The organism is Corynebacterium sp. 212_CJEI (genome assembly GCF_001055915.1).
Classification (GTDB): domain Bacteria; phylum Actinomycetota; class Actinomycetes; order Mycobacteriales; family Mycobacteriaceae; genus Corynebacterium; species Corynebacterium jeikeium_D.
On record NZ_JVPT01000033.1, the window covers coordinates 1 to 18,159 of the forward strand.

An 18,159-nucleotide genomic window follows, 5' to 3' on the forward strand; every position below is an offset into this window, starting at 1 on the left:
GTCGATGATTCGCGGGATGCAGTGTCTGAGGCTACCCGCCGCACAATGGATGCCATTGCCGCTCGTTCTGGTATCGATGCCTCTAAGATTCCGGCCACAACTCCGAAGTCTGAATTGGAAAAGGATGCCGAGGGTACTTCCGGTTCGTCGGCACGCACGCCGGAATCTGACTACCACCTGCCATCGACTAATTTGTTGATTCCAGGTGAGCGTCCCAAGACACGTACGGCGACGAACGACCGCATGATTGAGGCGATTACTGAAGTATTCGCAGAATTCAAGGTCGATGCTGCGGTGACTGGTTTCTCTCGCGGTCCGACGGTGACTCGCTACGAGGTCGAGCTTGGCCCGGGCGTGAAGGTCTCGAAGATCACGAACCTGCAGTCCAACATTGCCTACGCGGTAGCGACCGACAATGTCCGCTTACTGACTCCGATTCCGGGAAAGTCGGCCGTTGGTATCGAGGTGCCGAACAACGACCGTGAGATGGTTCGGCTTGCCGACGTACTCAACGCGCCCAAGACCGTTGCGAACGATGACCCGATGCTGATCGGTCTCGGTAAGGATATTGAGGGCGAGTTTATCTCGCACTCCATCCAGAAAATGCCGCACCTTCTCGTTGCCGGTTCGACCGGTTCGGGTAAGTCCGCGTTCGTAAATTCGATGTTGGTTTCGCTGCTGACTCGTGCGACCCCGGAGGATGTCCGCCTGATTCTGGTGGACCCGAAGATGGTCGAGCTGACTCCATATGAGGGGATTCCTCACCTGATTACGCCAATCATCACTCAGCCGAAGAAGGCCGCGGCGGCTCTGCAGTGGCTGGTTGAAGAGATGGAACAGCGCTACATGGACATGAAGGCCGCCCGCGTCCGTCACATCAAGGACTTCAACCGTAAGGTCAAGTCCGGTGAGATTACGACCCCACTTGGCTCGGAGCGCGAGTACCGTCCGTACCCGTACATTGTCTGTGTCGTTGACGAGTTGGCAGACCTGATGATGACCGCACCCCGCGATATCGAAGATGCGATTGTGCGCATCACGCAGAAGGCCCGTGCCGCCGGTATCCACTTGGTGCTGGCTACGCAGCGTCCGTCTGTGGATGTGGTCACCGGCTTGATTAAGACGAACGTGCCATCGAGACTGGCATTCGCTACCTCGTCGCTCACGGACTCCCGCGTCATTCTTGACCAGGGCGGTGCTGAAAAGCTCATTGGTATGGGCGATGGCCTGTTCATCCCACAGGGTGCAGGCAAGCCGCGACGTCTTCAGGGGGCCTTCGTCACAGACGAAGAGATTCAGGCAGTAGTCGATGCAGCTAAGGCGCAGGCCGAGCCGGATTACACCGAGGGTGTCACGGAGGATAAGAGTGCTGAGGCTGAGCGCAACATTGACCCCGATATCGGAGATGACCTGGAAGATTTGCTTCAGGCAGTCGAGCTGGTGGTCACCGCACAGCACGGGTCGACCTCGATGTTGCAGCGCAAGATGCGAGTCGGTTTCGCCAAGGCCGGTCGACTGATGGATCTGATGGAAACTCGCGGAGTGGTTGGACCGTCAGAGGGATCTAAGGCACGTGAGGTGCTGGTCAAACCAGAGGAGCTCGAAACCATTAAGTGGATGATCAAGGGCGCAAACCCGGAGGATGCTCCTAAGGAAGAAGTAAACGTAGTCGACGCTGATCCGAATCAGTCTATGGCGTAGGACGACCCAGCCTTACCGCCGTTTCTGATTGCGTGTATAGTCGGCACACGTGGAGGGGAGTATCCCCGGTAAAAGTGGATGTTTTCCGCTAGCCCGTGACGGTTATCGTCAGCACGGATTGGACGCACAGACTCGTCTTGCGCACATCGAATCCCGGTGCCGTCACTTTTGCCACTATGGCAGAAGCAGGAGAGACCTCCGGTTCATGTTCGCACGACCGGAGGTCTTTTTTTAATATGCATGTCCCCGCATTGGTATGGATTATCACCATTGTGGTCGTCATGGGTTTTATCGCCTTTGACTTCTATGCACACGTTCGCACGCCGCATAACCCAACTATGAAGGAAGCCGGCATCTGGACCGCTTTCTACGTAGTCTTGGCATTAATTTTCGGCGGAATGGTGTGGTTGTTATGGGATCACCACCGAGGCATTGAGTTTCTATCGGGCTATATCACCGAAAAGGCGCTCAGCGTAGACAATCTATTTGTCTTTGCACTCATCATCGGCGCATTCAAGATTCCGCGCCAGTACCAACAAAAGGTTTTGCTGTTCGGTATTGCGATGGCGCTGGTATTCAGAGGCCTGTTCATTTGGGCTGGTGCGGCAGTTATTGCCAAGTGGTCTGACGTTTTCTACCTGTTTGCAATCTTCCTGATTTACACGGCTATCAAGACGGTGTACGACGAAGCCGTCGATAAGCCGGAACCCGATCCGTCGGATATGAAGCTGATTCAATGGCTGCGTCGAATCGTCCCAATTTCGGACCATTACAACAAGGACAAGCTGACCGTTAAGGAAAACGGCAAGCGTTACTTGACTCCACTTGCCATCGCGCTGGTGTCCATCGGTTTTATCGATGTGATGTTTGCGTTTGACTCTATCCCGGCTATCTACGGCCTGACGGATGAGGCATATATCGTCTTTACTGCAAATGCCCTTGCTCTCATGGGGTTGCGACAGATGTACTTCCTGCTCGACGGTCTGCTGGATCGCTTGGTGTACCTGGCTTATGGCCTGGGTGTCATCCTGGCCTTTATTGGTGTGAAGTTGCTGTTGCACGCACTGCATGAAAACAACCTGCCGTTTATCAACAGCGGTGAGAACGTGTCGGTGCCTGAAGTATCGACCTGGGCGTCGCTGGCGGTCATCGTCATCGTTCTGGTGGTGACTGTCCTGGCATCGTGGCTCAAGAGCAAGCGTGATGAAAACATGGGTGCGATTGCCCTTCCGCGTGTTCACCACGATGATGATGGAAGCCGCGATGGCCTCGGCTCTCACGCCTCCTCTACTTCTGTCAGTGAGGGGTCAACGTCGGCCGGAAGCGAAACTAACGGTTCACACACCGGTAAGAACGAGCCTGGGCGTTAATCGAACACGATTGTGAGATAAGGTAACAACTGTGACTGCTCCAAGTGCTGATACAAGCCGTGTTTCCAACTGGAACTTGCCCAATTTCCTGACCGTGCTTCGCATCCTCGGAGTACCGGTGTTCCTGTGGGTACTTCTTCAGGAGGGCGGCGAAGCCACCAATTGGCGCTGGTGGTCGTTTGTCGTATTCGCGCTTCTGATGGCGACTGACAAGTTGGACGGGCACCTCGCACGTAGCCGTAACCTCATTACCGACTTTGGCAAGATTGCCGATCCGATTGCCGATAAGGCTCTAATGCTGGCTGCGCTGATTGGTATGAACATCATCGACATTCTGCCGTGGTGGGTGACTGTCATCATCGTGATTCGCGAAGGTGGCATCACCATCTGGCGTATGTTCGCCCTGCGTCAGGGGCGTGTTGTTCCGGCTTCTCGGGGCGGCAAGATAAAGACGGTCCTGCAGTCTGTAGCAGTGGGGCTCTTCCTGATGCCAGTGGACTGGTTGTTCTGGCCGTCCTGGATTGTGATGGTTGCCGCCATTGTCGTCACCGTCGGTACCGGAATCCAGTACATTGTGGATGCGCGAAAGGTCTCGTAGAGAAATTAAGTGGAGGGTAAAGCTGTGAACACAGTCGGACACCTCGCCCAGAGCGACGAAAACGCTGACGGTGTCGATGGCGTTTCGCTTCAACTCGTCCAAGCGCTTACCTCCCGCGGCGAGACTTTTGCGGCCGCAGAATCTCTTACCGCAGGTCTTCTCTGCGCCACCGTCGCCTCCGTACCGGGAGCCTCCGCCGTTCTGCGCGGTGGCGTGGTCACCTACGCCACTGACACAAAGGCGTTGCTTGCCGACGTGCCAAAGGATGTTTTGGCCGCATATGGCCCCGTGTCCGAGTTGACGGCCCGGTATATGGCACTTGGAGTGGCGAATAAGACAGTGGCGGGCTGGGGGATTTCGCTAACTGGCGTTGCTGGTCCAGCGATGCAGGATGGGCACCCAGTAGGTGAAGTCTGGTGTGGTCTGAAACCGCCGGGGGTTTCAGACCTTGATGGGGTAACCGCTGTTAGGTTGCCGGTGAATAAAGAGGGTTCGCGCGCGGAGATTCGTCGTCAAGCAGTGGTATTGGCGTTAGAACTGTTGTTGCAGAATCTCGACGGTGAGTAGAATTTTTGAAAATTGGGAACAGGTCGGCCTTCTAAAGCGTTAGAGAAAGTGATGACCAACAATACTGCACTTATGACCATTCGCTACCCAGAGGTAGATAGCGCTGCCGCTTTCGAAGCTTCCATGGATGCCACAGCACCGTCGGCGCGGGTGGCTGTAGGGGAGCAGCCTGGATCGGTTGCAAAGTTAACGGCACAGGATTTGGCGGAACGGGGAGAATCCCGTGAGCCACTCCTGCGAGAGGCACTGGGGGAGACGCTGCGTGATATCCGTTCGCGCAGTGGACAGACGCTGCGTGAGCTTTCTGAAAATGCGGCTATTAGCCCTGGTTATTTGTCTGAGCTTGAGCGTGGACGGAAAGAAGTCTCGTCTGAGCTGCTGGCGTCGGTATGCGCGGCGCTTGGTGTGACGGTGTCGGATTTGATGATGGAAGCGGCCACAGCGATGGCTCTGCATTCGGCGAGCCCAGAATTGGCAGCGATGTAGAAATTGGTTGCGCCGGTGGAATTTCATTCCATTGCTCGGGTACTTAGCACCCGAAGACGCTCGGCTTTAGTTAAGATTGGGTGCGCGATAAGCACAGACCTGCTTTGAGGTAGTTGCAATAAGAAAGGTGTATGGGACGCTATGGCTAATCCATTTGTAAAGCTGTGGAATTACTTGATGGCCGCTTTTGATTCCAAGATTGAGGAAAACGCTGATCCGAAGGTGCAGATTCAGCAGGCTATCGAGGATGCCCAGCGGCAGCACCAGGAACTATCGCAGCAGGCAGCGGCGGTGATTGGTAATCAGCGCCAGCTGGAAATGCGCCTTAACCGTCAGCTCGCTGAGATTGAGAAGCTGCAGGGGAACACTCGTCAGGCATTGCAGCTCGCTGACAAGGCTCGTGCTGAGGGGGATACCGCCAAGGCTACGGAGTATGAGAACGCAGCTGAGGCTTTCGCAGCTCAGTTGGTTACTGCTGAGCAGTCGGTAGAAGATTTGAAGGCTCTGCACGATCAGTCGCTGCAGCAGGCAGCCCAGGCTAAGAAGGCCGTCGAGCGTAATTCCATGCAGCTGCAGCAGAAGGTCGCGGAGCGCGCAAAGCTCCTCAGCCAGCTGGAGCAAGCAAAGATGCAGGAGAAGGTCTCTGAGTCCCTGCAGTCGATGAATCAGATTTCTTCGGGGGCTACACCTAATCTGGATCAGGTTCGTGACAAGATTGAGCGTCGTTACGCTAACGCTCTTGGTCAGGCTGAGCTGGCTCAGAACTCGGTTCAGGGGCGTATGGCTGAGGTAGAGGCCGCAGGCGTTCAGCTTGCTGGGCACTCTCGCCTGGAGCAAATCCGCGCAGAAATGAACGGTGGCAACGAGCTCTCTGGTGGCGAGGCTCAGAAGTCCATCGAGGGAAGCGCTGCCTCCAACGTTGACCCTGCTGTTGCTGAGCGCATGCGCCAGCTGCGTGAGGGCAATTAATTCTCCTACTCACCTTCGCCACGTGCGATTAGCGAATCACCCATTGCCTTCGAGCGATTAATGGTTCGGATGACCACAGGTACGCCGAAGGCAATGATTGAGCCGGTAGCCCCTCGGGCTTTTCGAGCCTCCAGTACCTCGGCAGCGGCCATAACCTGAAGCGGAATCATACGCAGCGTCAGCGATAGTGCGAGCGCGATGGTGTCGACTGGTAGGCCGAAACGGGCGAACGGCTTCATCGCAGTGGTCAAAGTATCCATGATGTCGCTGACGCGGGTCGTCAGCGTTAGCAATATTGCCGCTGCGATTGCGGCGAGAAGCGCGAGGAAGGTCGTCAGCGCTTGCTCACCCCCGGCGCGCCACCACAGGAGAAGGGAAAGCAGCGCCAAAATGATTACGGCTCCACGGAGCTGTCGGAAAGCAACCATCGGTGGCACCTTGGCCACCGCATAAGCGAGGGTGACAATTGCCAGGGCAATCGCCCCGCCTAGCCAGGTATCCACGAGAATCCCGGTGAGCAATAAAAATGCGATGACTATGATTAGTTTGGGGGCCGTCGGGAGCCTGTGCGCAGGCGACTTATGGTTGAGGTAAAGCCCTAACGGGACATCGGCCGGATGAATCATGAGCGGCCTTCTTCCGCACGAGTCATATCGCTGACGTATCGGTCAATAACTTCCTTCGGCGCACCGTCGTCGACGATTTCTCCTGCGCTTACGCGGATAACCCGGTCGAAGTCCATAAGAAAATCCAGATCATGAGTGACCACGATAATTTGCTGCTCAAGCTGGGCGAAAATACTCCGAATGTGGAGACGATTGCGCAAGTCGAGGAGCGTAGTGGGCTCATCGGCAATAATGGTCGTGGGATTAAGAATTAACACTGCCGCCAGCGCCAGTAGCTGTTTTTGTCCACCCGAGAGCAAGTGTGGCGAGGCGTCAGCATGATTGGCGAGCCCAAATCGCTCAAGAGCTTCCTGCACCAGCTGGTTGCGCTCATCCTTTGGCAGTTTTCGCTTGCGTAGTGAAAAGGCAATGTCCTCTGCGACTGTCGGCATCACAATTTGGTTATCCGCATCAGAAAAGATGAAGCCGACATTCTTGCGAATTGCCTTTGCCTGCTTTGCGACATTCATGCCCTCATACGTGACCGTGCCACCAGTGACCGGGCCCAGGCCGTTAATGAGTCGCACCAGCGTGGACTTACCGCCACCGTTTTCGCCGATAATGCCAATGCGGTTCTCTGTGAGAGTTAGCGTGGTCGGCTTCAGTATCTGGCGTCCCGAATAGGTTGCGGACGCGCGGTCAAAAGCGATGGTGGGCATAGTGCGACTCGAGACCCTTTCTAATTCTGTGGGGTTAATTGCCCGAGGTGGCTGCTTCCTTAACCAAACGACTTTGCTTACGGTTGGCAGCGTCGGGAAGCAAATCAGGGAAAGCCTGCAGTACGGCAGTAGCAATAAGCGCGGCTACGACAACCTTTGCCACGTCGCCTGGGATAAACGGGACGTTGGTAATCAGTGCGTCGGTGAAGCTAAGTCCCATACGCCAAGTCAATCCGACAGATCCGAAGAAGTACTGTAGTAGAACTCCGACGAGGCCTGCGCCGATGAAGACGCTGATTCGTGAAACCTTCGCCCGTGGTGCTTGCTGGGCAATCGCGCCGATTGCGAAACCGGCAATTAAATAGCCGACAATGTAACCCACGGTAGGGCCGGGGAGTGCGGCGAGAAGTGGTTTCCAGCCCGCCATGTTTGGAACACCCACGAGACCAACAGCCAGGAACAGGGTAGTGGCGAGGCCGCCACGTTTGAATCCGAGAATCATCCCGGCCAGTGCGATGCCCATGTTCTGTAGCACGATTGGCACGCCGAGGCCGCCAACGGGAATGGCAATGCCGCCGAGCACGATGATCAGTGCTGCGAAAGCAGCGATAAGAGTGAGGTCATACACCTTGGAATTATTCACAGCTCTCATCTTAAACCCCTGGGTTGAGCACTGTTCAGGCAGGGGACCGGGGATTTGTTTATGCAAAAAGGCGGCCAGGTAGGTATCAGTGACAGGTATCTTGTACGTTGGTCTCATGCGATTGGCCGATTTTCACAACTTCGTCAACCACGAATTTGGGCCTCAGCACGGCCCGTGGCTGTTGCATTCCCACGTACTGATGGAATATGGAAAAACTCCCGCGGAATTGCTCGAAGACGGGGTCGAACCTCGGGATATCTGGTGGGCGCTGTGTAGGGAACACGATATTCCCGAAGACCGCTGGTACGGTCCTGACGAATAGGTTCCGGCGTAGACGACGGTGAATGCTTGCCGACGGCTCTTGCGTGTCGTTGCCATTCGAACAGGGTTTCGCATATTATCGAAAGTGCTGATGAAGTCAATCCGTCTGATTCGGTATAACTTCCGGGTGTAACCGGCAGTAGAGGTGTCGCGGACCAATTTGGAACCGGAACGGCTCGTTTCGCGCCTAATTAAGTGTGAGCGAAGTTTCTGTTTTGGATGAAAATCGGGACACACATTCTCTGAGTACGGCTCCAGAACCCGATACCGTACGCGACAATGACCGCGACAATGACAATGAGGAAGAACAACGAACTATGGCTCGTAAGAAGGCTGCGGCTTCGAACCAGGGCAATGATCGCCTGAAGGCGCTCGATGTAGCTCTGGCGAATATTGAGAAGGACTTTGGTAAGGGTGCAGTTATGCGCCTGGGGGACGACAATCGTCCTCCAATTCAGGTTATTCCCTCCGGCAATATCGCTATCGACGTGGCCTTGGGCCTGGGCGGGTTCCCGCGTGGTCGTATCGTAGAAATCTATGGTCCAGAATCCTCAGGTAAGACCACAGTCGCACTGCATGCTATTGCAGAGGCGCAGCGGCAGGGCGGTATTGCCGCATTTATTGATGCGGAGCATGCGCTGGATCCGGTTTATGCGCGCAAGCTTGGAGTAGATACGGACAACCTTCTGGTATCCCAACCAGATACCGGTGAGCAGGCACTTGAGATTACAGATATGCTGGTGCGTTCCGGTGCTATTGACATCATCGTGGTTGACTCGGTAGCCGCGTTGACTCCGAAGGCTGAAATCGACGGTGAAATGGGCGATTCCCACGTTGGTCTGCAGGCGCGGTTGATGAGTCAGGCGCTGCGAAAGATGACTGGTGCGCTGTCCCACACCGGCACCACTGCCATCTTCATTAACCAGCTGCGTGAAAAGATTGGCGTCATGTTCGGCTCTCCTGAGACCACCACGGGTGGTAAAGCACTGAAGTTCTACGCTTCCGTTCGCTGTGACGTACGCCGAATTCAGACGTTGAAGGACGGCCAGGATGCGGTGGGTAACCGCACGCGCTTGAAGGTAGTCAAGAACAAGGTGTCGCCGCCGTTCAAGCAGGCAGAGTTTGACATCATCTACGGCGAGGGCATTTCGCGTGAGGGCTCGTTGATTGACATGGGCGTTGATAACGGCATTGTCAAGAAGTCCGGTTCGTGGTTTACCTACGAGGGCGATCAGTTGGGTCAGGGCAAGGAAAAGGCTCGTATGCACCTGCGCGAGAATCCAGAAATTGCCCAGGAAATCGAAGTCAAGATCAAGAAGAAGCTCGGTGTCGGGGAATTCGCGGAGGTCGAGGATGAGACCGATATCGATGCCCCTGTCGATGTCGTGCCGGACATCGACTTCGATGATTTGGAAGACTAGCTAGCTCGAGGCGTAGTGCCGCGACACACGAAAAGTGAGGACCGTGGAGGATCGTAACGGCCGCGATGTGCGGGAGACTATCGAAAAGCTTGCTCAGCAAATTGCGGAAGCTGACGGTAGTTCGCTCTACGATGCGGGTCGTGAGGAATCCAAGGCCCCGATTCGTGCTAAGGCACTGCGCTTGCTCGATCAGCGAATGCGTTCCCGCAAGGAACTCGTAGAAAGGCTCGAGGCAGTCGAGGAGTTTCCAACCTCGATGATTGAAGAAGTCGTTGATGACCTGACCCGAAGTGGATTGGTTAACGACGAGCTTTTCGCATCCGAATGGGTGCGGCAGCGCTTTGCCAGTCGTGGCAAGTCGAAGATGGTTTTGAACCGGGAGCTGCAGAAAAAGGGCATTGATGCTTCGCTTCGTGCAGATGCGTTGGAGCAGATTACGCACAACGCGGAAGAAGAAGTCGCCCGGAAGCTAGCGGCGAAGAAAGCGGCCACTATTAAAACAGTGGCGCCTGACTTCAACTCCAAGCAAAAGGATTTACGCAAAGTCGTCGGTGTGCTGGCGCGGCGCGGTTTCCCCTCTGAATTGTCCATGAGCATTGCTCGGGATCAGTTAGAAAAGCGATACCGAGAACTTGAAGAGGACACAGATTAGCGCCGGTGCCACCACACGCCGGATTAGCACGCCGGCTGCGGACCGGTCAGGTTTAAAGGGATCGCTGATTGGGGAAATGGGCCATAAACAGCTAACCTAAACTGCCGTGACTACCCCTTCTTTGAACTCTCAGCAGCAGTCTTCGCCTCGCACATATGAGGTACGTACGTTCGGTTGTCAGATGAACGTCCATGACTCGGAACGACTGTCTGGCTTGCTGGAAGAAAACGGTTATGTAGCGGCTGCAGAAGGCGAGAATCCTGATCTGGTCGTTTTCAACACCTGTGCCGTTCGAGAGAATGCGGACAATCGCCTTTATGGCACGTTGGGACAGCTCAAACCAGTCAAGGATGCTCACCCAGGCATGCAGATTGCCGTCGGTGGCTGCTTGGCCCAGAAGGATAAGGACGTCGTCGTAAAGAAGGCCCCATGGGTGGACGTCGTCTTCGGTACACATAACTTGGGTTCGTTGCCAGCACTGTTGGAACGCGCCGCCCATAATGACCGGGCTGAAGTCGAGATTAAGGATGCTCTGGAAGAATTTCCCTCGGTGCTGCCGGCCAAGCGCGAATCCACTTACGCAGGTTGGGTGAGTATCTCCGTAGGCTGCAATAACACGTGCACCTTCTGCATCGTCCCCAGTTTGCGTGGTAAGGAACGCGATCGTCGTCCGGGCGAGATTCTCGCTGAGGTGCAGGCACTCGTGGAGCAGGGCGTTACTGACGTCACCCTCCTCGGTCAGAATGTCAACGCCTATGGTGTTAACTTCGCCGACCCTGACATGGAACGCGACCGCTCGGCTTTTTCCAAGTTGTTGCGCGCCTGCGGCCAGATTGAGGGGTTGGAGCGCGTGCGCTTTACGTCTCCGCACCCAGCTGAGTTCACCGATGATGTCATCGACGCTATGGCGGAGACACCGAATGTGGTTCATCAGCTACACATGCCACTACAGTCCGGTTCCGACCGAGTGCTGAAAGACATGCGCCGTTCCTACCGCACCAAGAAATTCCTGGGAATTCTGGAGAAGGTTAGGGAAAAAATGCCGGACGCGGCCATTACCACTGACATCATTGTCGGTTTCCCAGGCGAGACTGAAGAGGACTTCCAGCAAACTCTCGACGTGGTGGAAAAGGCTCGTTTTAGCTCGGCGTTCACCTTCCAATACTCGCCCCGCCCGGGAACTCCGGCGGCAACCATGGCGGATCAGGTTCCACCACAGGTTGTGAAGGAACGCTATGGTCGGCTGCTAGCGCTTCAGGAGCGTATTTCCGAGGAAGAAAACGCTAAGCTAGTCGGCCGGGAAGTCGAGCTGCTGGTCAGCCAGTCCGATGGCCGTAAGAATGCGGAGACTCATCGCATGTCAGGTCGGAGTCGGGATGGCCGCCTGGTGCACTTCAGCCCGTCGGAAAGCGAACCAGGCGTCGTCGACCGCAAGATTCGCCCAGGTGATTACGTGACAGTACGCGTGACCGACTTCGCACCGCACTTCCTCATTGCCGACTCCGGAGTGCTCACACACCGCCGCACTAAGGCGGGGGATAATGTAGAGGTCGGTCAGACTCCGACGACCGCTCCGATTGGAGTTGGTCTGGGCTTGCCAAAGATTGGGCGCCCGGAGAAAACGAGTGTAAGTGAGGGATGCGGCTGTGAGTAGTGACAAGGCTTCGCCGGAAAGTGATATGGAATCCACTAGCGAGCAGTCGGTGGAATCCGCGCAGGCGTTGCGGGTTCAGGAGCGCAAGGTCGCTGGCGAGCTGGATCTCGGCCGTGCAGTGATTCCGATGATGGTTGCCGTCATCGGCCTCATTACGAGTTTCTTCCTTCCGCACTCGGGCGTTGTTTTGGGCTTTGATGTGTTGCTGGATACGGATGTTGCGCATCAGTACTTCACGACTCGACCGGAGCGAATTTACTCCATTCTCGTGGTGGTAGGTGTCTTGCTAGCTATTGCCACGCTGATTACGCGGACGACGATTCTCGCATTCGTCACCTGGTTTTTTGCCTGTATTCAGATGGTCTACTCAGTCTTCGCTGGTTGGATGCGTCAGTCTCGTCCACAGGAACTGGCCGGCGAGGGTATTTCCTTCGGCCTGATGCTCGGTATTTTCTGCAGTTTTCTACTGGCCATCTCCGTGACTTTCATCGCTTTCCGACGTAGTAAGGAGCAGCTCGCAATCGCGACGAAACGTCGCAAGCACGCTGACACCGATCCGGTACTGCGCGCGCAGCAGGTTTACCTGCGGGCGGGCCTGACCCCGAATACGACTACGGATGTTGAGGTCGTCGACGACCGCCGTGAACGCGCTCGCCGACGCAATCGTGTCCAGCAGGGCAGTAGCGCGGATAATGTCTCTCAGCAGACCGGCGAAAAGGACGAACAGGTCAGCGACGAGTAGTGAGACTTTTTAACTAGCGCAGTAAGTATGGGGCTCTCTTCCATTCCGGAAGAGAGCCCCTTACTTTTAACCATCGACGCGTTGCCAGCGCGTAGCTGAGCCAGGATTCTGTTGCGGACGCCGGAGAGCGAGAACCTGCTTCCCCGACACACAACTAGCTTCTGTTAGAGCTCCTTGAGAGTCTCCGCGGCCTGCTCTGCCCACTGTCGCCACTGTTCGGCCTGCTCCCGAGCCTTGGCGGCCTGAGAAGCCTTGCCCTTCGCCTCGAGTTCGGCGGCCTTCTGCTCAAACTCCGCTGCGCGGTTGGCGAACTGCTGGACGCGAGCCTGTGCTTCGGGGTCGGTACGGCGCCACTGCGAATCGGCAGCATCGGAGACGCGCTTTTCCAGTGCGCCAATGCGGTTTTCATACTCACGCACACGACCACGCGGCACAAAGCCGATGGCCTCCCATTTCTCCTGCAACTGACGCAGTTCGTTGCGAGCGTGATCGAGGCCCTTGGACGGATCAATGCGGTCTTCGTATTCAGCCAGCAGTGCGTCCTTGGCCGCAGCGTTTTCCTCGAACTCCTTGTCTCGAGCTTCGTTGACCGCGTTGCGAGCACCAAAGAACTCATCCTGGGCGGCCTTGAACTGCGCCCACAGCTTGTCATCGACCTCGCGTGGGGCTCGACCAGCGGCCTTCCACTCAGCCATCAGGTCACGGAAGGCAGCAGCGGTGCCACCCCAATCAGTGGAGGTCTTCAGGGCCTCAGCTCGCTCAATGATGTCCTCCTTAACGCGGCGAGCAGCCGCACGGTTGCGGTCCAGTTCCGCAAAATGGGCACCGCGGCGGCGGTTGAAAGAATCACGCGCGCGAGAGTAACGGCGCCAGAGTTGATCATCAGTTTTGCGGTCGATGCCGCGAATCTGCTTCCACTCCGTGAGAATCTCGCGGATACGGTCGCCGGCGACCTTCCACTCGGTGGAGTTCTCTGCGAGCTCCTCGGCCTCTGCGGCGAGCTCTTCCTTACGTGCGATGGCGTTCTTACGGCGCTCTGCCTTGTCGTGAGCGACTTTCTCCTCTGCGACGTGGGAGGTGGCAATGACCTCTGCAAGGCGCTTATCCAGCGCATCGATATCGCCGAGAACCGTGGCGGTGGCAAGGCTCTCACGCAGTTCAACTGCGTTGTGAGAAATGGTCTTTGCCTCCTGCGGGTGGGAGACTACACGAGATTCCAGTAGCTCGACCTCGGTGGCCAGATCCTCGTAGCGCTTGCCGTAGTGGGCATAACCCTCTTCTACGGTGCCGGCCTGCCAGGAACCAATATTGCGCTCGCCGGCGCTGGTGACCAGCCAAACAGTGCCGTCTTGATCAATGCGGCCAAACTTCTTTGGATCATTGTGGACGGCATGTGCCACAGCGGCCGACCCCGCAGGCGCTGGAGTAGCTCCAGGGGCCTTACGATGAGCCGGCATTGCGCCTGGTCGAGGTCCCGGACGTGGACCCGGGCGTGGACCTGGCTTAGGGGAATTGCTGGTACCGGTCATAGTGGGTAAACCTCTTCCAATCTTCATGCAGAACTGCCGCGCGACACGGCTGCCATCAAACACTTACGGTATGTGCTCGAGTATCCCAAAAATTTTGGCACAGCGCGCGTAACACCGCCGGAATAAGGCATCGACTAGCCCCTCACGGTAGCGTTGAGGACGTGAATTCGCGTTTGCCTCGGCTTGTTATCGTTCCGCGTGCGCTTCTCATCGTCGAGGAGCTGGGTGGTTTTGCGCCCACCGCCACGGAATTGCGCCGTCATGCCCGTGAAACGGTCGCGACGCTGTGGAGACATGACGAACCCAGGGAGCCCGGCGCGGTCGCTATTATCACTGGCAGGATGCAAGCGAAGTCCCCGCACCAGACCAGCGCACCCGGCAGTTTTTCTCCGTATGGGGTTGATGTCACGGTGTCAGGCGGAACCGAATTACCTGAGCTGCTGGGACGCTGGCTTATCGAAGACTACGCGCGACGGAATTCTGAAGGACCCACTGGCCGCGTCATTCAGGCAACGTGCTTCGACTCTATCGCTGAGGCAATCGCTGCCGGTCACACGCGCCTGCTTGTGCTTGTCGACGGCGCATTCGGCCTTGCGGACGATTCCCCGGTCGGCGTAATTGAAGGTGCAGCGGAGGTTGATGCGCTGTGCAGTCTGATTGCTGGTCAGGACTGCTCAAGCATTAACGTGGAAAATATTGTGTTTCCAGCTCCCGGCGCGTACGCGGCCGAGTTATGGCAGCAGCTGAGTAAAGCTGCTGAAAGCTGGACGGGGTCTGGAATGACCGTCGTAAAGCGTTCTTACTATGACGGGGCGCCTTACGGCATCGGTTACCACGTGGCCAGCTGGCAGTGTGTTGCGAAGTAGGAGCTCGCGTTTTTAGTTTTTGTGCAGGAGTGTGAACTGGGTAGTGACGGCTTTCGAGAGTGAGAGCTTGCCGGTGCCGATTGCGGTGGTAGGGCCGACGGCGTCGGGAAAGTCGGATTTGGGGCTGGTGCTTGCGGAGCAGCTTGGCGGTGAGGTCGTCAATGTTGATTCGATGCAGCTTTATCGAGGAATGGATATCGGAACAGCGAAGCTGTCGGTGGACCAGCGGCGGGGGATTCCGCACCACCAACTCGATGTGCTGAACGTGACGCAGCCGGCGAGTGTAGCGACATATCAGCGTGAGGCGGTCGCGGATGTTGAGGCCATTCGCGCGCGGGGGAAAGTCCCCATCCTTGTCGGCGGGTCGATGATGTACGTACAGGCGTTGGTGGACGACTGGCAGTTCCCACCTACGGACCCTGAGGTACGTGCGAAGTGGGAGGCAGTGCAAGACGAGATTGGTCCGGCGGCGTTGCACGATCGGTTGGCAGAGATTGATCCGGATGCGGCGGCAATTATTGAGACCAACGACCCGCGGCGCACTGTCCGGGCTTTGGAGGTCATCGAGCTGACAGGTAAACCTTTTGCAGCGTCGAAGCCGTCGATTGATAAGCCACCGCGGTGGAACACTCGCATATTGGGGTTGCGCACGCAGGCGGAATGGCTAAATCCGCGGATAGAACAGCGTACGCGGGGCATGTTTGCCGCTGGCCTGGTGGAAGAAACTGAGAGTTTGATTGCGCAAGGGTTGCGCGAAGGTGTGACCGCTAGTCGCGCGATCGGCTATGCACAGGTGCTGGACTACTTCGATGGGGTTTACGACCTGGATACGGCTTGTGAACGCACGATTACTGGTACGCGCAGGTATGTGCGACGTCAGCGCTCCTGGTTCAACCGTGATCATCGAATCATGTGGCTAGACGCTGCCGGTGACGTGCCGGGACAGGCGTTTTCCGCACTTGGTCTGTAAGAGATTCGGACCTCCCGCTAGCATCAAGGGCATGGTTTCATTTGCCAAAGGCCACGGTACGCAAAACGATTTCTTGATTTTTCCAGATGATTTGGTGTCCATCGAATTGACCGAATCACTGGTCGCAGCAGTGTGCGATAGACAGCGGGGTCTTGGCGCTGACGGCGTCCTGCGGGTTGCCCGAGCGGGGAAACTCGTCGATGCCGGTGTTTTGGCGGCATTGCCGGAGGGCGTTAAAGCCGACGATTGGTTTATGGACTACCGCAATAGTGACGGTTCTATTGCCGAGATGTGCGGGAATGGTGTCCGCGTCTTTGCACACTATATTGCCGCGATTCACAGCCCGGACAGTGTCGTCGACGGAGCTTTGCGGGTGGGCACTCGAGCAGGGCTGCGCGCTGTTTCGATTGATGAGCACAGCCGCAGGCACGCGGTCGTTGGGGTGGATATGGGCCAGCCGGAAGTCCTCGGCCTCGCTACTGCGTTCATTGGTTCGGGCAACAATGCCCAGAAATTCGCCGGGATTGGTGTCGACGTGGGAAATCCGCATTTGGCCTGCGTCATGCCTGGCCTAAATGCCGCCGCTCTGGCGGAGCTGGAATTGGAAGCGGCGGGTAGTGTCGCGAAGCCAGTGCGTGCCGACGAAGCCATGTTCCCGAACGGCCTCAATGTGGAAATTGTCACCCCGCTGGATGCCTGTGATTCGGTGTCCATGCGAGTAATTGAACGTGGAGTTGGTGAGACCCGCTCGTGTGGCACCGGTACGGTTGCGGCAGCTATTGCCGCGCTGGCCGATGCCGGCCGGACTGAGGGGGTTGTGACAGTCAAGGTGCCCGGCGGTGTGGTGACTGTGGATGTCCACAAGGCCAGCAATGCGGATGGGGACTTCTCGGCGACCTTGACCGGGCCGAGCGTGATTCACACGCTCGGCGATATTGAGCTGGAAGCCCTGTGACTGGTAGCTATTGCTGCAGGAGCACTAGCGGGGTAGTGGAAGCGGTGGGGAATCAGCGGACTAGTGTCCGCCGCAGCCACCGTCGCCACAACCACAGCCGCCATCGCCACAGCCGCCTCCGCAACCTTGAGGCGGAATGATCTCACCGGTCAGTGAGAAAGTACCGGAAACGACCATGCCTGGCTGGGGAGCTTCGTCGCCGCCGGGGACAAGTACGTCCATAGGAGTCGGCAGAGCAAGGTTGAGCACCCAGAACTTCTTGCCGGTTAGCTCATTGACATGCTTGCGGGAGTTATTGATAACACCAGCCAGTTTCACGGTTGCGCTAGGCGATGCCTTCCCGACCTGATCTCCGACAATTGCCTTAGCACCTTCGAAGTCCAATGTTGTCGGGGTTGCCCCGGTGCGCTTCTCGTACTCTTCGATGGATGCGTCGAGGGTGAAATCAGTTGCTAGAGCTGATAGCGCGACATGCTCAAAAGTCTGAGTTCCGGCATCAACAATCATTGGCCCCTGTGACAGCAGGCAGGTAGCGACCTCGATGACCTTGTCAAAGTTATCCGAGGAGGGATCATCCTCGACGATTTCCACGAGCGCCAAGACATCGTCCACGCTGGATACATGGGCAGTGACGGTCGGGCTGCCCGCGAAGCCGGCGTAGGTAGAAAATGGTTCAACACCCAGGATGTGCAGACGCGCACCAGAGGAATCTTCGAAACGGACCAGCTGGCCACCGCGGACCTCGCCGATGACCGACAGATTGTCACTGGCAATCGCGGCTTCCATCGCGTCTCGCCAGCTGGGGTAGTCCATGCCAATGCTTCGCAAGTCAGTAGTCATACTTTTCGATGATACTTCCCATATCTTCATCTGCGAACTAACGAATCGCACGTGAGCGCATTGTGCTCTGGGGTACCTAGAAGCATTCCTGCACGCCGCGGCAACTATTCGGATGGGACTAACAATTCTGCCACGCTAAATAGGCAAATATTAAGTGTGGCATAAATAACTTTCCTTAGGTGTGCCCGGTTTATTCCATTTAGGCATGCCTAAGAGTAAGCTCATCTCCGTAAACACCATTTGCTTAGCTTAATTCTTATCTATATAAGCGAGGTTTCTCATGCTCGGATTGCGGTCTCGAAAACAGTCGGATGACATTCAGTCGCTTGCCGACGTCCCGGTGGGGGTAACCGTCACTCTGGGAACGTCGCATGTGGATGAGCGCCTGTGCCGCAGGCTTTCGCAACTGGGGCTTCGCCCTGGAATGAGTGTCACTGTGGGACGGAGTACCAGCGGCGGTGGGCGAATCGTCCATGCTGGCGCAACGCGCTACGCCATCGATGCCAGCACGCTGCACAAGATGTCCGTCGTGGGTTAGGTCCCCTACATCT

At 56.7% G+C, this 18,159-nt stretch carries 20 protein-coding genes; 15 read left to right on the forward strand and 5 right to left on the reverse strand.

Features of this window, described 5'->3' with window-relative positions; translation table 11 throughout:
- The 6 genes from ADB02_RS03040 to ADB02_RS03065 all read left to right on the forward strand — a co-directional run.
- On the forward strand, positions 1-1,701 hold a 1,701-nt coding region (locus ADB02_RS03040), incomplete at its 5' end, for a DNA translocase FtsK (protein WP_049189628.1).
- Between the two features lie 236 nt (positions 1,702-1,937).
- Entirely contained in the window at positions 1,938-3,071 is a 1,134-nt protein-coding gene (locus ADB02_RS03045) for a TerC family protein (protein ID WP_016422604.1), read from the forward strand.
- 31 nt (positions 3,072-3,102) lie between these two features.
- Positions 3,103-3,669 (forward strand): CDP-diacylglycerol--glycerol-3-phosphate 3-phosphatidyltransferase, encoded by a 567-nt coding sequence (gene pgsA, locus ADB02_RS03050; protein WP_016422605.1) that lies wholly within the window; start codon positions 3,103-3,105, stop codon positions 3,667-3,669.
- Positions 3,670-3,693: 24 nt separating this feature from the next.
- Positions 3,694-4,236, forward strand: a complete 543-nt coding sequence (locus ADB02_RS03055) for a CinA family protein (RefSeq protein ID WP_049189645.1) — start codon at positions 3,694-3,696, stop codon at positions 4,234-4,236.
- 51 nt (positions 4,237-4,287) lie between these two features.
- Positions 4,288-4,722, forward strand: a complete 435-nt coding sequence (locus ADB02_RS03060; RefSeq protein ID WP_016422607.1) for a helix-turn-helix domain-containing protein — start codon at positions 4,288-4,290, stop codon at positions 4,720-4,722.
- 141 nt (positions 4,723-4,863) lie between these two features.
- On the forward strand, positions 4,864-5,691 hold the full coding sequence (locus ADB02_RS03065; RefSeq protein WP_005509356.1) for a PspA/IM30 family protein: 828 nt from the start codon (positions 4,864-4,866) through the stop codon (positions 5,689-5,691).
- Positions 5,692-5,696: 5 nt separating this feature from the next.
- Here ADB02_RS03065 and ADB02_RS03070 read toward each other — a convergent pair whose 3' ends face one another.
- The 3 genes from ADB02_RS03070 to ADB02_RS03080 are packed head-to-tail and all read right to left on the reverse strand — an operon-like array spanning position 5,697 to position 7,667.
- Positions 5,697-6,317, reverse strand: a complete 621-nt coding sequence (locus tag ADB02_RS03070; RefSeq protein ID WP_049189629.1) for an energy-coupling factor transporter transmembrane component T family protein — start codon at positions 6,315-6,317, stop codon at positions 5,697-5,699.
- The gene (locus ADB02_RS03075) at positions 6,314-7,015 is read right to left on the reverse strand and encodes an energy-coupling factor ABC transporter ATP-binding protein (RefSeq protein ID WP_016422609.1); all 702 of its coding nucleotides are present in this window, start codon (positions 7,013-7,015) and stop codon (positions 6,314-6,316) included. The genes ADB02_RS03070 and ADB02_RS03075 overlap by 4 nt, the downstream gene beginning before the upstream one ends.
- 34 nt (positions 7,016-7,049) lie before the next feature.
- Positions 7,050-7,667: a biotin transporter BioY gene (locus ADB02_RS03080; RefSeq protein WP_049189630.1), complete on the reverse strand. Its 618-nt coding sequence runs from the start codon at positions 7,665-7,667 to the stop codon at positions 7,050-7,052.
- Between the two features lie 79 nt (positions 7,668-7,746).
- On the opposite strand from ADB02_RS03080, the gene ADB02_RS03085 reads away from it, so the two are divergent.
- From ADB02_RS03085 to ADB02_RS03105, 5 genes are all read left to right on the forward strand, one after another.
- The gene (locus tag ADB02_RS03085) at positions 7,747-7,980 is read left to right on the forward strand and encodes a DUF3046 domain-containing protein (RefSeq protein WP_005509697.1); all 234 of its coding nucleotides are present in this window, start codon (positions 7,747-7,749) and stop codon (positions 7,978-7,980) included.
- Between the two features lie 316 nt (positions 7,981-8,296).
- Positions 8,297-9,400 (forward strand): recombinase RecA, encoded by a 1,104-nt coding sequence (gene recA, locus ADB02_RS03090; RefSeq protein WP_049189631.1) that lies wholly within the window; start codon positions 8,297-8,299, stop codon positions 9,398-9,400.
- Positions 9,401-9,443: 43 nt separating this feature from the next.
- Positions 9,444-10,052, forward strand: a complete 609-nt coding sequence (locus ADB02_RS03095) for a regulatory protein RecX (protein WP_049189632.1) — start codon at positions 9,444-9,446, stop codon at positions 10,050-10,052.
- A 106-nt stretch (positions 10,053-10,158) separates the two neighbouring features.
- The gene (miaB, locus tag ADB02_RS03100) at positions 10,159-11,706 is read left to right on the forward strand and encodes a tRNA (N6-isopentenyl adenosine(37)-C2)-methylthiotransferase MiaB (RefSeq protein WP_049189633.1); all 1,548 of its coding nucleotides are present in this window, start codon (positions 10,159-10,161) and stop codon (positions 11,704-11,706) included.
- Complete coding sequence (locus tag ADB02_RS03105; RefSeq protein WP_241482392.1) at positions 11,699-12,448, forward strand: hypothetical protein; 750 nt, start codon at positions 11,699-11,701, stop codon at positions 12,446-12,448. Before miaB ends, ADB02_RS03105 begins: the two co-directional genes overlap by 8 nt.
- Before the next feature lie 164 nt (positions 12,449-12,612).
- Here the strand turns inward: ADB02_RS03105 and ADB02_RS03110 are convergent, their stop codons facing one another.
- Positions 12,613-13,977 carry a DUF349 domain-containing protein gene (locus ADB02_RS03110; RefSeq protein ID WP_049189635.1) on the reverse strand — a complete coding sequence of 455 codons (1,365 nt, stop codon included), beginning with the start codon at positions 13,975-13,977 and terminating at the stop codon, positions 12,613-12,615.
- Positions 13,978-14,138: 161 nt separating this feature from the next.
- Here ADB02_RS03110 and ADB02_RS03115 point away from each other — a divergent pair, with 161 nt between their 5' ends.
- The 3 genes from ADB02_RS03115 (at position 14,139) to dapF (ending at position 16,768) form a co-directional block, all read left to right on the forward strand.
- Positions 14,139-14,843: a hypothetical protein gene (locus ADB02_RS03115; RefSeq protein ID WP_049189636.1), complete on the forward strand. Its 705-nt coding sequence runs from the start codon at positions 14,139-14,141 to the stop codon at positions 14,841-14,843.
- A gap of 67 nt (positions 14,844-14,910) precedes the next feature.
- On the forward strand, positions 14,911-15,813 hold the full coding sequence (miaA, locus tag ADB02_RS03120) for a tRNA (adenosine(37)-N6)-dimethylallyltransferase MiaA (protein ID WP_049189646.1): 903 nt from the start codon (positions 14,911-14,913) through the stop codon (positions 15,811-15,813).
- Positions 15,814-15,844: 31 nt separating this feature from the next.
- Positions 15,845-16,768 carry a diaminopimelate epimerase gene (dapF, locus tag ADB02_RS03125; protein WP_049189637.1) on the forward strand — a complete coding sequence of 308 codons (924 nt, stop codon included), beginning with the start codon at positions 15,845-15,847 and terminating at the stop codon, positions 16,766-16,768.
- A gap of 60 nt (positions 16,769-16,828) precedes the next feature.
- On the opposite strand, the gene ADB02_RS03130 is transcribed toward dapF, so the two are convergent.
- Positions 16,829-17,608: a hypothetical protein gene (locus ADB02_RS03130; RefSeq protein WP_049189638.1), complete on the reverse strand. Its 780-nt coding sequence runs from the start codon at positions 17,606-17,608 to the stop codon at positions 16,829-16,831.
- A gap of 280 nt (positions 17,609-17,888) precedes the next feature.
- Here ADB02_RS03130 and ADB02_RS11240 point away from each other — a divergent pair, with 280 nt between their 5' ends.
- Complete coding sequence (locus ADB02_RS11240; RefSeq protein ID WP_080969561.1) at positions 17,889-18,146, forward strand: FeoA family protein; 258 nt, start codon at positions 17,889-17,891, stop codon at positions 18,144-18,146.
- Positions 18,147-18,159 lie beyond the last annotated feature (13 nt).